Origin of the sequence: Burkholderia sp. Ac-20379, from assembly GCF_017104645.1 — a bacterium.
Taxonomy (GTDB): domain Bacteria; phylum Pseudomonadota; class Gammaproteobacteria; order Burkholderiales; family Burkholderiaceae; genus Burkholderia.
On sequence record NZ_JAAGPF010000178.1, the window covers coordinates 1 to 14852 of the forward strand.

Genomic DNA, 14852 nt, shown 5'->3' on the forward strand with positions numbered 1-14852 from the left:
TCCATCCCGTGCGCGACGCCCGCTCGCCGCGCCGCCCCGACTCATCGACCTGCAGGAGATTGACGCAATGACGCAAGACATCACCGGAAACATGTTGATCGGCGCCGCCTCGGTGCGCGGCGCGCAGGGCACGCTGCGCGCCTTCGTGCCGGCCACCGGCCAGGAAATCGAACCCGAATTCGGCCCCGGCGGCGCGGACGACGTCGATCGCGCCTGCCGCCTCGCCGACGCCGCGTTCGACGCGTTCCGCAACGCCCCGCTCGACACGCGCGCCGCGCTGCTGGAACGGATCGCCGAACGCATCGAGGCGCTCGGCCCGACGCTGATCGAGCGTCTGCATCTGGAAACGGCGCTGCCGGTGGCGCGCCTCGAAGGCGAACGCGCCCGCACCTGCGGCCAGTTGCGCCTGTTCGCGACGGTGGTGCGCGACGGCCGCTGGCTCGACGCCACGCTCGATTCCGCGCTGCCCGAGCGCAAGCCGCTGCCGCGCTCGGACCTGCGCGCGCGCAAGATCCCGGTCGGCCCGGTGGCGGTGTTCGGCGCCAGCAACTTCCCGCTCGCGTTCTCGGTGGCGGGCGGCGACACGGCGTCCGCGCTCGCGGCCGGCTGCCCGGTGGTGGCCAAGGCGCACGAGGCGCACCTCGGCGGCTCGGAGCTGGTGGGCCGCGCGATCCAGCAGGCGGTGGCCGACGTGGGCCTGCCCGAAGGCGTGTTCTCGCTCGTGATCGGCAAGGGCAACACGGTGGGCGAGGCGCTGGTCGCGCATCCGGCGATCAAGTCGGTGGGCTTCACCGGCTCGCGCCGCGGCGGCCTCGCGCTGTCGGCGATCGCGGCCAGGCGCGCCGAACCGATCCCCGTCCACGCGGAAATGAGCAGCATCAACCCGGTGCTCCTGATGCCGGCCGCGCTGAAGCAACGCGGCGCGCAAATCGCGCAGGGCTTCGCCGATTCGCTGACGCTCGGCGCGGGCCAGTTCTGCACCAACCCGGGCCTGATCCTCGCAATCGCCGGCCCCGAACTCGACGCGTTCGTGGCCGACGCCTCGGCCGCCATCGCCGCCAAGCAGGCGCAGCCGATGCTGTCGGCCGGCATCGCCGCCACCTATCGCCGCCAGATCGACGAGCGCGCGCAGCAGCCCGACGTGGCGCAGGTGGCGAGCGGCATCGCCGACGCGAACGTCTGCACGGCGCTGCCTGTGCTGTATCGCACCACCGCCGCCGCGTTCGCCGCGAATCACGGCCTGGCCGACGAAATCTTCGGGCCGGCGTCGATCGTGGTGGCCTGCCGCGACGAGGCCGAACTGCTCGGCATCCTCGACGGCATCGAAGGCCAACTGACGGCCACGCTGCTGCTCGATCCGGCCGACTATCCGCTGGCCAAGCGCCTGCTGCCGGTGCTGGAGCGCAAGGTCGGGCGGATTCTCGCGAACGGCTATCCCACGGGCGTGGAGGTGTGTCACGCGATGGTGCACGGCGGCCCGTTCCCGGCCACGTCCGATGCGCGCACCACCTCGGTCGGCACGCTGGCGATCGACCGTTTCCTGCGTCCGGTCTGCTATCAGGATCTGCCCGCCGAACTGCTGCCCGAGGCGCTGCAGGATGCCAACCCGCTCGGCCTCTGGCGGCTGCGCGACGGCCAACTCGTGAAGCAGTGACGCCGGCCCGTTCGCGGGCGCGGGCGTCATGAAAAAAGGGCCGACGCGCTGCCGCGTCGGCCCTTTGTCATTGCGATGCCGCCGATGAAAGCCGGCGGCGCGCCGTTCAGTTCGCCAGATCGTCCGGCAGCTTGCCGCCGTTGGCCGCGAGCGCCTGCATCAGCTTCTTGTGCAGCCAGATGTTCATGCTGGCCGAATCGTTCGTGTCGCCGTCGTACTTCAGTTCCTGCGCGAGCTGCTTGCGGTGATCGAGGCTGCTGTCGACGCCGAGCGCCTTCATGGTGTCGACGATCGACACGCGCCAGTTCAGCGTTTGCCCGCTTTCGCTGACGAGCTGGTCGAGCACGGCGGCCACGTCGACGTCGGACAGCGGGGCCGGCGCCGGGGCGGCGTCGGGCGCGGCGGCCTGGGCCGCTGCGGGATCGGGTTGCGCCGCTGCCGCGGGCGGTGCTGCGTCAGGCTTGGCCTTGCCGAACAGCTTGTTCACGATATCGCCAAAGATGCTCATGGTCAGTGCTCCGATAGGTTCGTGAAAACAGAACACGCGCGGCCGGTCGGGCCGCGCGCTCCCGCGCCATGGTAACCGCTTCGTCGTGACAGAAATGTCAAAAGTGGTAAGCGTGCGGCGCAATGACCGGCATTGCGGCCCGTTGTGTGCGCTACCGCTCAGAAGTGGATCCGGCACGTATCGGCCGGCATCGCGAACCAGGCGACGGTGGCGGCGAGCAGATAGAGCAGCAGCGCGGCGATCCAGACCTGCGTGCCCGTCACGCGCCATGTCACCCGATTGCGCAGCACGGCGATCAGGCCGACCCACGCCGCCAGCCCGAGCAGCGCGAACGGCGCGTTCTCGAGCGCGCCGCCCACGCCGAGCACGGCGAACAGCGCGGTCCAGCCGGCCGCGAGGCCGAGGTCGCGGCATTGCCCGGTCATCCAGCCGAAGCCGCCGGCCAGCGCCACGGCGATCGCCGCCAGCAACAGCAGCAGGCTCGTCAGCAGCAGATGACGGCGGCGCGGGGCGATGGCGGGTTCGCCGTCCGCCGCCACGGAAAGCGCTGCGTGTGATTCGGTCGGTTCGGTCATCGAGGCTCCTTGTGCCGGCTCGGCGCATCGCCCTGCTGCCGGCCCAGATCGGCCAGCAACCAGTCGCGAAACGCCACGAGCACCGTATGCTGCGCCACGCGCGGCGGATAGACAAGAAAGTAGGCGCGCGAACTCGGCACCGGCGCGAACGGGCTGACGAGCCGCCCGTCGCGCAGTTCCTCCTCCACCAGCATGCGCGGCACGAGCGCCACGCCGATCCCGGCGATCACGGCCTGGATCAGGTGCGACGTCAGCTCGAAACTGGGGCCGGGGCGCAGCGCATCGTGCGGCACGCCCTGCGCCTCGCACCAGACGCGCCCCGCGTCGGGAAAGCTGCGCACGCGCAGCAGCGCGAGTTGGGCCAACTGCGCGGCCAGCCATTCGGCACTCGGCGCGGCGCGGCGTTTCGCCCGGCCGCCGCGCGCCTGCCACGCCGCCGGCAACGCGGCGGGGCTGCCGACCAGCACCAGTTCCTCGTCGTGCAGCCGGTGTGCGATCAGCTCGGGCCAGCGGCCGTCGCCCACGGCGATCGCCGCGTCGAGATCCCTCGCCGCGAAATCCACCGGGCCGATCCGCGAATGCAGATCGATCTGCCAGGACGGATGCGCCTGATAGAACCGCGGCAGGCGCGGCATCAGCCATTTCGCGCCGAACGTGGGCAGCGTGGCGACGCGCAACTGCGTGGCCGGCGCGGTGGAGGCCAGCACGCGCAGCGTCGCGTCGCGAATGCGCGCCAGCGCATCGCCCAGCTCGGCCATGTAGGCGCGCCCGGCGTCGGTGGGCGCGATGCGCTTGCCTTCACGCACGAACAGCGCCACGTCGAGCATCGCCTCCAGCGCCTGCACCTGCCGGCTGACGGCGCTTTGCGTCAGCGCCAGCTCCTCGGCCGCGCGCGTGAAGCTCTCGTGCCGCGCCGCGGCCTCGAACGCCAGCAGCAGCGACATCGACGGCGTGAGTTTTCGGTGATTCATTCATAAACCTCATGATCTGCCCGACGAACATACGTTTGCCGAGGCCCGCCGCGAACGCGACAATGAGGCTCCACGATACCGAAATCGCGCCGTTCAGGCGACGCCCTCATGACCATCGCCCGGCTTCCCGTCGCCACGCGCTCCGCGCCCGCCATCGATCCTTTCCTGCATGCATTGCGGGCAGCCGGCTTCGAGGGCGAGATCGACCGCAGCGACGCCACGCGCACCGTGCTCGCCACCGACAACTCGATCTACCAGCGCCGCCCCGCCGCCGCGCTGTTCCCGCGCCACGCGGGCGACGTGGCGCACATCGCCCGGCTGCTCGCCGAGCCGCGCTTTCGCGCGGTGGCCGTCGCGCCGCGCGGCGGCGGCACCGGCACCAACGGGCAATCGCTGACCGAGGGCATCGTGGTGGATCTGTCGCGCCACATGAACCGGATTCTCGCGATCGATCCGGTCGCGCGCACCGCGCGCGTTGAGGCCGGCGTGGTGAAGGATCAGCTCAACGCCGAACTGAAACGGCACGGCCTGTTCTTCGCGCCGGAACTGTCGACCTCGAACCGCGCCACCCTCGGCGGCATGATCAGCACCGACGCGAGCGGCCAGGGCAGTTGCACCTACGGCAAGACGCGCGACCACGTGCTCGCGCTCGACACCGTGCTGATCGGCGGCGAGCGGCTGTCGAGCGCACCGGTGGACGACGCCGCGCTCGACGCGCTGTGCCGCCGCGACGACGCCATCGGCCGCGTCCATCGCGCCGCGCACGGCATCCAGACGCGCGAGGCCGAGCGGATCCGCACGCAGTTCCCGGCGCTGAACCGCTGCCTGACCGGCTACGATCTCGCGCATCTGCGCGACGCGCACGGCCGCTTCGACCTCAACAGCGTGCTGTGCGGCTCGGAGGGCACGCTCGGCTTCGTGGTGGAAGCCACGCTGAACGTGCTGCCGGAGCCGAAGCACGCGATGCTCGTCAACATCCGCTATCCGGCGTTCATGGACGCGCTGCGCGATGCGCGCGCGCTGCTCGACCATCGCCCGCTGTCGATCGAGACCGTCGATTCGACGGTGCTGCGGCTCGCGCGCGAGGACATCGTCTGGCAGAGCGTGGCCGAGTTCTTCCCGGCCGGCGACGCTTCGCAGGACGAAGCGAACGGCATCAACCTCGTCGAATTCAGCGGCGACGACGCGGCCGACGTGCGTGCCCGCGTGGCCGCGTTCGTCGCGCATCTCGAAGCCGACCGGCAGGTGACGCGCCTCGGCCACACGATCGCGGACGGCGAGGCCGCCGTGCGGCGCGTGTATGCGATGCGCAAGCGCGCGGTGGGCCTGCTCGGCAATGCGCGCGGCGAGGCGCGGCCGCAGCCGTTCGTCGAGGATACGGCCGTGCCGCCCGAGCATCTGGCCGATTACATCGCCGAATTCCGCGCGCTGCTCGACGGCCACGGCCTGCGCTACGGCATGTTCGGCCACGTCGATGCGGGCGTGCTGCACGTGCGCCCGGCACTCGACATGCGCGACCCGGCGCAGGCCGCGCTGGTGCGGCCGATCTCGGATGCGGTGGCCGCGCTGACGCGCCGCTACGGCGGCCTGCTGTGGGGCGAGCACGGCAAGGGCGTGCGCTCCGAATACGTGCCCGAGTATTTCGGCCCGCTCTACCCGGCCCTGCAGCAACTGAAGGCCGCGTTCGATCCGCACAACCAGTTGAACCCCGGCAAGATCGCCACGCCGGCCGGCAGCGAAGCCGCGCTGCTGCGCATCGACACCACCACGCTGCGCGGCGAGCTCGACCGGCGCATCGACGAGCGCGTCTGGCAGGCCAACTCGGACGCCGTGCATTGCAACGGCAACGGCGCCTGCTACAACTTCGATCCCGACGACGCGATGTGCCCGTCGTGGAAGGCCACGCGCGAGCGCGTGCAGTCGCCCAAGGGCCGCGCCTCGCTGATGCGCGAATGGCTGCGCCGCCAGACCGAGGCCGGCGCGGATCTCGCCGCCGAGCCGCGCGCCGCCGCGTGGCCGGTGCGCGCCCTGAACAGCCTGCGCCGGCGCGGCGGCGAAACCGATTTCTCGCACGAGGTGTACGACGCGATGGCCGGCTGCCTCGCCTGCAAGTCGTGCGCGGGGCAATGTCCGGTGAAGGTGAGCGTGCCCGAATTCCGCTCGCGCTTCCTGGCGCGCTATCACACGCGCTACCTGCGGCCGCTGCGCGATCACCTGATCGGCTCGCTCGAATTCACGCTGCCGCGGTTGGCCGCCGTGCCCGGCCTGCCGCGCCTCTACAACGCCGCGCTGCGCGCCGCGCCCGTGGCGGCGCTGATCGAGCGCGCGGCGGGCATCGTCGATGCGCCCGCGCTGCACGATGCATCCTGGCCCGACGCGCTGCGCGCGGCACGGGCCGAAACGGCCACGCCGCAGCGGCTGGCCGCGCTGTCCGAGTCCGAACGCGCGCGCAGCGTGATCGTCGTGCAGGACGCGTTCACGCGCTATTTCGAAACGCCGGTGGCCGCGGCCTGGCTCGCGCTCGCGCATGCGCTCGGCTATCGCGTGTTCGTCGCGCCGTTCCTGCCGAACGGCAAGCCGCTGCACGTGCAGGGCTTCCTGCCGCGGTTCGCGCGCGCGGCCCGGCGCAACGCGGCGCATCTGGCCGCGCTGGCCGACAGCGGCATCGCGCTGGTGGGCCTCGATCCGGCGATGACGCTCGTCTATCGTCAGGAATACCGAAAGGTCGACGGGATCGGCGCGGTGCCCGAGGTGCGGCTGCCGCAGGAGTGGCTCGTCGAGGCGTTGCGTGCGCAAGCGCCGCGCCCTGCGCCGGCGCAGGCGTTCCGGCTGCTGCCGCATTGCACCGAGCGCACCAACGCGAGCGCCGCCGCCGCGCTGTGGCAACCGGTGTTCGAGGCGGCCGGCCTCACGCTGCGGATGTTGGCCAGCGGCTGCTGCGGGATGTCCGGCACCTACGGCCACGAGGCGCGCAATCGCGGCACCTCGGCCACGATCTTCTCGCAATCGTGGGCGAAACACGTGGCGGCCGACGCGGAGGGCGAGCTGCTCGCCACCGGCTATTCGTGCCGCTGCCAGACCGAGCGGCTGACCGGCCAGCGCCTGCGCCATCCGGTCGAAGTGCTGCTGGCCCACTATCGGCAGGCATGACGGCGCGCGATTGACAGTGAATAGATGACCGGTTATCTTGCTACGCATTCCACCGCCACCGGTCATCGTCCGCTCCCGTCATCATGCCGCGCCCGCCCAATCCCGAAGTCCGTCTCCGCCTGATCGCCACGGGCCAGCGCGTCGTGCACGAACAGGGCTTCAACGGCTGCGCGGTGCAGGACATCGCAGAGGCGGCCAGCGTGCCGAAGGGCTCGTTCTACAACTACTTCGACAGCAAGGAAGCGTTCGCGGGCGAGATCCTCGACGCCTACTGGCAATCGATCGAAACGCGCCACGGCGCCGTGCTGAGTGAGGGCCGCGGCAAGCCGCTGGCCCGCGTGCGCCGCTTCTTCCGCCAACTGACCGACGATCATCGCGCCTCGGGCTTCACGCTCGGCTGCCTGATCGGCAATCTCTCGCTCGAACTGGCCGCCTCGAACGACGACGCGCGCCGCACCGCGCAGCGCCTGCTCGGGCGCTGGCAAACGCTGCTGGCCGATTGCCTGCGCGAGGCCCAGGCGCAAGGCGAGCTCGATGCGGGCAGCGACGCGGACGAGCTGGCCGCGATCCTGGTGGAGAGCTACGAAGGCGCCGTGATGCGCAGCAAGGTGGAGCGCAACGGCAAGGCCTGCGAACGATTCGAGAAAGTGGTGCTTGCCCGCTGGTTGGGGTGAGCTTTTTTTTGGCTCAAAAATAAGGTGACCGGTCATTTATTTTTTAACCGCATGACCGGCCGCCGTTCCTCGCTGTTCCCGCAACGCCCTTCCTTGCCCTGGAGCTTCGCATGAGTCACGCAACGCAACCGCACCGCCACCCCGCCTACGACGATCCCGCCGAGCCGGGCCTGCCCGCCACCGGCTTCCGGTTCGACCGCAGCAAGGCCGCGCTCGTCGTGGTCGATCCGCAGAACGATTTCCTGAGCCCCGCCGGCGTGACCTGGCCGCTGGTCGGCGAGAGCATCGTCGAGAACGGCACGGTGGAACACCTCGAAACGCTGTTCAGGACGGCGAAGCAGGCCGGCATCGTGGTGGCCGTCTCGCCGCACTATTACTACCCGTGCGATCACGGCTGGCAGTTTGGCGGCCCGCTCGAAAAGGCCATGCATGCGATCGGCATGTTCGCGCGCAAGGGGCCGACCACGCTCGACGGCTTCGAGCATTCGGGCGCCGATTTCCTCGACGCCTACAAGCCCTACATCCTCGACGGCGAAACGATCATCGCCTCGCCGCACAAGGTGTACGGCCCGGAAACCAACGATCTCGCGCTGCAGTTGCGCAAGCGCGGCGTCTCGCAGGTGCTGCTCGCGGGCATGGCCGCGAACCTGTGCATCGAATCGCATCTGCGCGAGCTGATCGAGCAGGGCTTCGAGGTGGTGGTGGTGCGCGACGCCACGGCCGGGCCGCGCGTGCCCGAGGGCGACGGTTATCTGGCTGCGCTGATCAACTACCGTTTCCTCGCGCATGCGCTGTGGACCACGGCGCAGACGGTCGAGGCGCTGGCCGCGACGGAAACCGCGCCGCGCTGAGCGTTCGACGCGGCGCTCGCCCCGGCTTGGCGATTCAACCGCGCGGCAACGCCAGCCGCGCGAGCTCCGCGAAATAGCGCGCGCCAATCGGCAGGATCGCGTCGTTGAAATCGTAGGACGCGTTGTGCAGCGGCGTGCCGCCCTGGCCCGCCGCCTCGCCGTTGCCGATGAACACGAAGTTGCCGGGCACCGCCTGCAGGAACGCGCCGAAATCCTCGGAGATCATCATCGGCTGCACGTTCGGATCGACGGCGGCCGCGCCGGCCACGCGCGTGGCCGCCTCGACGGCCAGCGGCACATAGGCCTCCGAATTGACGGTGGGTGCGAACTCGTGCGTGTAGTCGAATTCGCACCGCGCGCCGTGCGCGTGGCAGATGCCCTCGCTGATCTCGCGCATGCGCGCGGCCAGCATCGCCTGCACGTCGCTCGCGTAGCTGCGCGTGTCGCCCTTGATCGTCACGTTCGACGGGATCACGTTGCGCAGCCCGTCGGTGATGAATTCGGTGCACGAGATCACCGCCTGCAGGCCCGGATCGAGATTGCGCGACACGATGGTTTGCAGCGCCAGCACGATCTGCGAGGCGATCACGATCGGATCGACGCCCATCTGCGGGCGCGCCGCGTGCGTGCCGCGCCCGCGCACGCGAATCACGAAGTTGTCCTCGCTCGCCATGATGCCGCCCGCACGCGTCGCGAATGAACCGGCCGGCATGCCCGGCATGTTGTGCGCGCCGAAGATCGCCTCCACCGGAAAGCGCTCGAACAGGCCGTCGGCCATCATCGCCTTCGCGCCGCGCCCGTGCTCCTCGGCGGGCTGAAAAATGAAGCGCACGGTGCCGTCGAAATCGCGGCGCTCGGCCAGCAGTTGCGCGGCGCCGAGCACCATCGACATGTGGCCGTCGTGGCCGCACGCATGCATCTTGCCCGGCACGCACGACGCGTAGGCGCGGCCCGGCGCCTGCTCGGCGATGTTGAGCGCGTCCATTTCGGCGCGGATGCCGATCGCGCGCGTGCCGCTGCCCACGCGCAGGTTCGCCACCAGCCCGGTGCCGCCGATGCCGCGATGCACCTCCATGCCGAGCGCGCCGAGGATGGCGGCCACGCGATCGGCAGTCTGCACCTCCTCGAAGCCGGTTTCCGGGTAGCGATGGAATTGCTGGCGCCAGCCGGCCAGCGTGGCTTGTAACGAACGTTCTTCCATGGGGCGTGTCCTCGATGCGTCGAGCCGATTGATGCGTGATGGATGCTTGTGAGTCCTGCACAGGTTGAGCACAATAATATTTCTGCGCCCGGCGAATTCCGTCGCTTTATCGCTTGTACCGGCGCAATTTTTTATCGATTCCGGGCGATCCCGCCCCGCTCCCATGACCTCGCCCCTCGACACCTACGACCGCAAGCTGCTGGCCGAAATCCAGCGCGACGCGCAAACGCCGCAGAACGAACTCGGCACGCGCGTCAACCTTTCCACGGCGGCCGTCAACCGCCGCCTGCGCCGCCTGGCCGACGAGCGCGTGATCGAACGCTACACGGCCATCGTTTCGCCCGAGAAAACCGGGCATCCGCTGACAATCGTCGTCAACGTGGAAGTGGAAAGCGAGCAGATCGACCAGCTCGACGCGATGAAGCGCAGCTTCGCGCGCTGCCCGCAGATCCAGCAGTGCTACTACGTGGCCGGCGAATGGGATTTCGTGCTGATCCTGTCGGTCCAGCACATGGAGCAGTACAACGAACTGACGCGCCAGTTGTTCTTCTCGAACAACAACGTCAAGCGCTTCAAGACGCTGGTCAGCATGGATCGCGTGAAGGTGGGGCTCGATGTGCCGGTGGGCGAGGAACCGTGACGGCGGCGCGGCGCGACGGGTCCGGGGCTTGCTCCGCGGGCGCGAGCGAAAGGAACGAGCGGACGCGCCGGCATGGGCGCGAGAAGCGAGCCCGGGCGAGACCGGGCGGTCTCGCCAGCGCGGGCGCGCGCCGCAGCGCGCCATGAAACGCCCGCGGGCCACCCGGCCCGCGGCGCTGGACGAAACCGCGGTCGCCCCCTAACATGGGCGGCGCTTGCATGAACACCGCTTTTCCCCCTCGTTTTGCCAACCCGAGACAGGAGCAGCTTATGTCAGTCGATGCAAAGTACAAGACCACCGCCACCGCGGCCGGTGGCGGCCGTGACGGCAAGACCGAACTCGCCGACGGCACGATGGCGCTGCAGCTCACGGTGCCGAAGGAACTCGGCGGCCCCGGCGGCGACGGCGCCAACCCCGAGAAGCTGTTCGCGCTCGGTTATTCGGCCTGCTACCTCGGCGCGATGCGCGTCGCGTCCCAGCAAACCAAGATCAAGGTGCCCGAAGGCACGACCGTCACCGCGACGATCGGCATCGGCCCGCGCTCGGAAGGCGGCTTCGGCATCACGGCCGAACTCGACGTGTTCCTGCCCGGCCTGCCCGAGGCCGACGCGGCGAAGCTGACCGAAGTCACCCACACGATCTGCCCGTATTCGAACGCGATCAAGGCCAGCGTCGACGTCAAGACGACCACGCGCGGCTGATCGCCCGCGCCCGCATCCGCACCGCCGGGCGCAAACAACGCGGGGCGGCAACCTTCGACGGTTGCCGCCCCGTTTCGTTTACATCGGGTCAGGCCGGTTCGGGCCGGCCGCGCACGGCTCATGCGCCGTGCATCAAAGCGCCTTTTCGATCGCCTTGCCCAGCAGTTCCACGCCGAGATCGATTTCCGCCTCGCTGACCGTCAGCGGCGGCGCGATCCGGAACACGCCGCCCATGCCCGGCAACTGCACGATGTTCATGCTGAGGCCGAGGTTCATGCATTCGCGCGTGATCTTCGCGCCGAGCCCGTCGGCCGGCTCCTTGGTGCGGCGATCCTTGACCACTTCCATGCCGAGCAGCAGCCCGCGCCCGCGCACGTCGCCGATGCAGTCGAAGCGCTCCATCAGGCCCAGCAGGCCGTTGCGCAGGCGCTCGCCCATCAGGTTCGCGCGCGCCACCAGCCCGTCGCGCGCCACCACGTCGAGCACGCGCAGGCCCACCGCGGCCGGCAGCGGATCCGACACGTGCGTCGTGTAGAACAGATAGCCGCGCTCGTGCGCGCGCTCCTCGATCTCGGCCGAGGTGACCACGGCGGCCAGCGGCAGGCCCGCGCCCAGCGTCTTCGACAGCGTCAGGATGTCGGGCGTCACGCCGTCGCGCTCGAACGCGAACATCGTGCCGGTGCGGCCCACGCCCGTTTGCGCCTCGTCGAGGATCAGCAGCATGCCGCGCTCCTCGCACTTGCGCTTGAGCGCCGCCAGATAGCCGGGCGGCAGATCGATGATGCCGCCCGAGCTGAGGATCGGCTCGGCGATGAACGCCGCCAGATTGCCGCTCGACTGGCGGTCGATCAGGTCGAACGCGTAATCGAGTTCGGCCAGATAGTCATACTGACCATTGCGCTCGAAGCGCGGCCGATACGTGAACGGCGCCGGAATCGCGAACGAGCCGACCGCCGCCGGGCCCACGCCCTTGCGCCCCGCGCTGTAGGTGGCCGAGGCCGCGTGGCCGGTCATGCCGTGCCACGACTGCGCGAAGCCGACCACCTCGTACTTGCCGGTGACGAGCTTGGCCATGCGGATCGCCGCCTCGTTCGATTCGGCGCCGGTGCTCAGCAGCAGCGCGCGGTCGAGGCCGGGCGGCGTGATGTCGGCCAGGCGCGCCGCCAGATCCACCACCGGCCGCGACAGCATGCCGCTGAACAGGTGATCGAGCTTGCCCGCGTATTCGGTGATCACCGAGACGATCTCGGGATGGCTGTGGCCCAGCACCGCGCTCATCTGGCCCGACGTGAAATCAAGGATCGCGCGGCCGTCCGCGTCGTACACGAAGCTGCCCTGCGCACGCTCGACGATCATCGGCTCGAACATGCCGCCGTAGCGGATCAGATGCTGTTTCGCCTGCTGCCAGAATTTCTCGTCTTGATTGCGGGACACGGTGGCGCTCCTGACTGGGTTCGGTGAATCGGACGACTTGCAGTCTAGAGGCCGATCTGGTTTTATAGAATCTAATAGTTTTAATTCCAGATAGAAGAATACCTAATACCTTGGAGCCCCGACCGTGAGCCGGACGCTCGATATCGATTTGCTGCGCAGCTTCGTCGCGATCGCCGAGGTGCGCACGCTGAGCCGCGCGGCCGAACGCGTGGGCCGGACGCAATCGGCGCTGAGCCAGCAGTTGCGCCGGCTGGAGGACACGGTCGATCAGCCGCTGTTCCAGCGCACCGGGCGCGGCGTGGTGCTGACGCACCCCGGCGAGCGGCTGCTGGCGCACGCGCAGCGCATCCTGCGGCTGCACGACGAGGCGCTGGCCGACCTGTCGGGCAAGGGGCTGTCGGGCACGATCCGCTTCGGCTGCCCCGACGATTACGCCACCGTGTTCCTGCCGCCGCTGCTGCGGCAGTTCTCGATCCTGCATCCGCACGCGCAGGTCGAGGTGTTCTGCGCGCCCACGCCGCGCCTGCGCGAGCGGCTCGGCAAGCGCGTGCTCGATCTCGCGCTGGTGTCGGTGCCCGATGCGGCCGCGCCGCCTGGCGCAACCGCGCAGGCCGATGCCGATCGCGCGGATCCGGACGGCGACGCGATCATCCGCCGCGAGCCGCTCGTCTGGATCGGCTACCCGGGCCTCGCGCCGGCCGATTTCGATCCGCTGCCGCTGGCGCTGTCCGATCCCGACACGCTCGACCACCTCGCCGCCCGCGACGCGCTGCAACGCGCCGGCCGCGCCTACCGGATCGCCTACGCGAGCAGCAGCCTGGCCGGGCTGACGGCGCTGGTGCGCTCGGGGCAGGCGTTCGCCGTGATCACCCAGACGGCCGTGCCGCCCGACCTGACGATCCTCGGCGGCGATCCAGGCCTGCCCGCGCTGCCCGCCGTGGCGATCACGCTGAAGCTGGCGAAAACGCCGCCCTCGCCGCTGGTGGCGGCGTTCGCGGAGCATATCCGGGGCATGTTGCCGGCGCTGTGAACGCAGGCCGCGCCGCCGGTGCGGCCTCGGCCGATCGGCCAGCGTGCGGCATTGCGCCGCATTTGTGCCGAATTCGGCCGCCCGGCGCGCGCCGGGGCGGGCGGGCAGCCGTTCGCGCAGGCGCTTTTCGATAGACTGTGCGGATTCGCGCACGGCGGCATCGGCAGCCCGCCTCGCCAGCCCGCCGCGCGCTCCCGATCCACAGGAATGTCAGATGAAGCAAGCCGTCTTGTCCCTGGCCGTCGCGTGCTGTGTCGCGCTGCCGGCCCTCCCGTCCCATGCCCAGGCGTTCGACGACCGCTGTTTCGCGGTCGGCGACGTGGCCGCGCAGATCTCGGGTTGGCGCAAGCGTCACAAGACCAAGGCGCAGGCGCTCGCGCAATCGCACAAGTACTACGGCAACGGCACCGACGCACAGGCGGTGGACGATGCGATCGAGACGATCTACGGCGCGCCCACGCTGCTGAACCCCGACCAGGCGACGATGCTGGTCACGCAGAACTGCCTGAGAAAGAAGCGGCAGGCGCAAAAGGCTGCGGCGGCCGCATCGGCCACCGTGCAGGCTGCCCCGGCCGCCTCCGCGCCCCATCCCTGAGATCCCCGAACGGCAATCCGCCACCGGAGGCGTTTCCATGGAAGCCCGATTGATCGAGCGGCCCGCCAGCCGCATCGTGCATGTCCGCAGCGTCGATGCGCCCGTGCGCAGCCGCCAGGACGCGCTCGACACGATGCTCGGCCACGGCCACCGCGATCTCGACGGCATCGCGATCGACGCGGCCTGCCTCCATCCCGATTTCCTCGTGCTGCGCACCGGCGTGGCCGGCGAACTGCTGCAAATGTTCGTCAACTATCACCTGAAGCTCGCGATCGTCGGCGATTTCTCCGCCGTGACGAGCGGGCCGCTGCACGACTTCATCGTCGAGAGCAACCGCGGTCGGCAAGTGTATTTCGTGCCCGATCTCGAGGCCGCCGTCGCCCGGATCGAAGCCGAGCTCTGAGCGCGCTTCCGCGCTGATCCGCCGCGTCGTTGCCCGCCGGCACGCGCGCGATCTCGATACGGCCGTCACACCGCTCGAAGCGGCATCGACCGGCGCGCGTCCGCCTCACGCTTCATCCGCCCCGTCGTTGCCGGCCAGCACGCGCGCCAGCTTCCGCCCCGCGTAGCGCGTCTGCGCCAGTGTCAGCGCCGTGTAGCCCACCAGCACGGCCGGCGGCAGCCGCACCTCCCGGCAGTAATCGCCCAGCGCCTGCAACGCGATGCCATGCGCCGCCGCCGCGCGCACGAACGCCCGCTCGTCGCGCGCCGGATCGAGCCACAACACGAAATGAAACCCGGCCTGTTCGCCCGACACGGCGTAGCGCCCGGCCGCGCCCGCCTCGGCGGACAGCCGCGCCAGCACGGCGTCGCGGCGCTGCTGGTAGGCCTGCCGGCTCGCGCGCAGATGCCGCGCGAACCCGCCGCT

At 70.1% G+C, this 14852-nt stretch carries 14 protein-coding genes and 1 pseudogene; 9 read left to right on the plus strand and 6 right to left on the minus strand.

The features are described 5' to 3' along the window. Nucleotides 1-67 precede the first annotated feature (67 nt). Nucleotides 68-1654, plus strand: coding sequence for an aldehyde dehydrogenase (NADP(+)) (locus G3N92_RS21050; protein WP_206129514.1), 1587 nt, complete (start codon nt 68-70; stop codon nt 1652-1654). A gap of 106 nt (nt 1655-1760) precedes the next feature. Here G3N92_RS21050 and G3N92_RS21055 read toward each other — a convergent pair whose 3' ends face one another. From G3N92_RS21055 to G3N92_RS21065, 3 genes are all read right to left on the minus strand, one after another. After that, entirely contained in the window at nt 1761-2162 is a 402-nt protein-coding gene (locus G3N92_RS21055) for a DUF3597 domain-containing protein (RefSeq protein ID WP_206129515.1), read from the minus strand. Between the two features lie 158 nt (nt 2163-2320). Next, nucleotides 2321-2737, minus strand: a complete 417-nt coding sequence (locus G3N92_RS21060; RefSeq protein ID WP_206129516.1) for a hypothetical protein — start codon at nt 2735-2737, stop codon at nt 2321-2323. After that, the gene (locus tag G3N92_RS21065; RefSeq protein WP_206129517.1) at nt 2734-3708 is read right to left on the minus strand and encodes a LysR substrate-binding domain-containing protein; all 975 of its coding nucleotides are present in this window, start codon (nt 3706-3708) and stop codon (nt 2734-2736) included. Before G3N92_RS21065 ends, G3N92_RS21060 begins: the two co-directional genes overlap by 4 nt. 108 nt (nt 3709-3816) lie before the next feature. On the opposite strand from G3N92_RS21065, the gene G3N92_RS21070 reads away from it, so the two are divergent. The 3 genes from G3N92_RS21070 (at nt 3817) to G3N92_RS21080 (ending at nt 8383) form a co-directional block, all read left to right on the plus strand. After that, complete coding sequence (locus tag G3N92_RS21070; RefSeq protein WP_206129518.1) at nt 3817-6858, plus strand: FAD-binding and (Fe-S)-binding domain-containing protein; 3042 nt, start codon at nt 3817-3819, stop codon at nt 6856-6858. Nucleotides 6859-6941: 83 nt separating this feature from the next. Then, a complete protein-coding gene (locus G3N92_RS21075) occupies nt 6942-7532 on the plus strand; it encodes a TetR/AcrR family transcriptional regulator (RefSeq protein ID WP_206129519.1) in 591 nt (196 codons plus the stop codon). A gap of 110 nt (nt 7533-7642) precedes the next feature. Continuing rightward, a complete protein-coding gene (locus tag G3N92_RS21080) occupies nt 7643-8383 on the plus strand; it encodes an isochorismatase family cysteine hydrolase (protein WP_206129520.1) in 741 nt (246 codons plus the stop codon). 34 nt (nt 8384-8417) lie between these two features. Here the strand turns inward: G3N92_RS21080 and G3N92_RS21085 are convergent, their stop codons facing one another. Beyond that, nucleotides 8418-9584 carry a M20 aminoacylase family protein gene (locus tag G3N92_RS21085; RefSeq protein WP_206129521.1) on the minus strand — a complete coding sequence of 389 codons (1167 nt, stop codon included), beginning with the start codon at nt 9582-9584 and terminating at the stop codon, nt 8418-8420. Between the two features lie 163 nt (nt 9585-9747). Here G3N92_RS21085 and G3N92_RS21090 point away from each other — a divergent pair, with 163 nt between their 5' ends. Both G3N92_RS21090 and G3N92_RS21095 read left to right on the plus strand, forming a co-directional pair. Further along, a complete protein-coding gene (locus G3N92_RS21090; protein WP_206129522.1) occupies nt 9748-10224 on the plus strand; it encodes an Lrp/AsnC family transcriptional regulator in 477 nt (158 codons plus the stop codon). A gap of 269 nt (nt 10225-10493) precedes the next feature. After that, nucleotides 10494-10925, plus strand: coding sequence for an organic hydroperoxide resistance protein (locus G3N92_RS21095; protein WP_206129523.1), 432 nt, complete (start codon nt 10494-10496; stop codon nt 10923-10925). Between the two features lie 132 nt (nt 10926-11057). On the opposite strand, the gene G3N92_RS21100 is transcribed toward G3N92_RS21095, so the two are convergent. Next, a complete protein-coding gene (locus G3N92_RS21100; protein ID WP_206129524.1) occupies nt 11058-12359 on the minus strand; it encodes an aspartate aminotransferase family protein in 1302 nt (433 codons plus the stop codon). A 124-nt stretch (nt 12360-12483) separates the two neighbouring features. On the opposite strand from G3N92_RS21100, the gene G3N92_RS21105 reads away from it, so the two are divergent. The 3 genes from G3N92_RS21105 (at nt 12484) to G3N92_RS21115 (ending at nt 14387) form a co-directional block, all read left to right on the plus strand. Continuing rightward, the gene (locus tag G3N92_RS21105) at nt 12484-13389 is read left to right on the plus strand and encodes a LysR family transcriptional regulator (protein ID WP_206129525.1); all 906 of its coding nucleotides are present in this window, start codon (nt 12484-12486) and stop codon (nt 13387-13389) included. Nucleotides 13390-13603: 214 nt separating this feature from the next. Then, entirely contained in the window at nt 13604-13984 is a 381-nt protein-coding gene (locus G3N92_RS21110; RefSeq protein ID WP_206129526.1) for a hypothetical protein, read from the plus strand. Nucleotides 13985-14021: 37 nt separating this feature from the next. After that, nucleotides 14022-14387 carry a DUF4180 domain-containing protein gene (locus G3N92_RS21115; protein WP_206129527.1) on the plus strand — a complete coding sequence of 122 codons (366 nt, stop codon included), beginning with the start codon at nt 14022-14024 and terminating at the stop codon, nt 14385-14387. Nucleotides 14388-14492: 105 nt separating this feature from the next. On the opposite strand, the pseudogene G3N92_RS21120 reads toward G3N92_RS21115, so the two are convergent. Then, nucleotides 14493-14852, minus strand: a pseudogene (locus G3N92_RS21120) (PLP-dependent aminotransferase family protein); the annotation flags it as partial.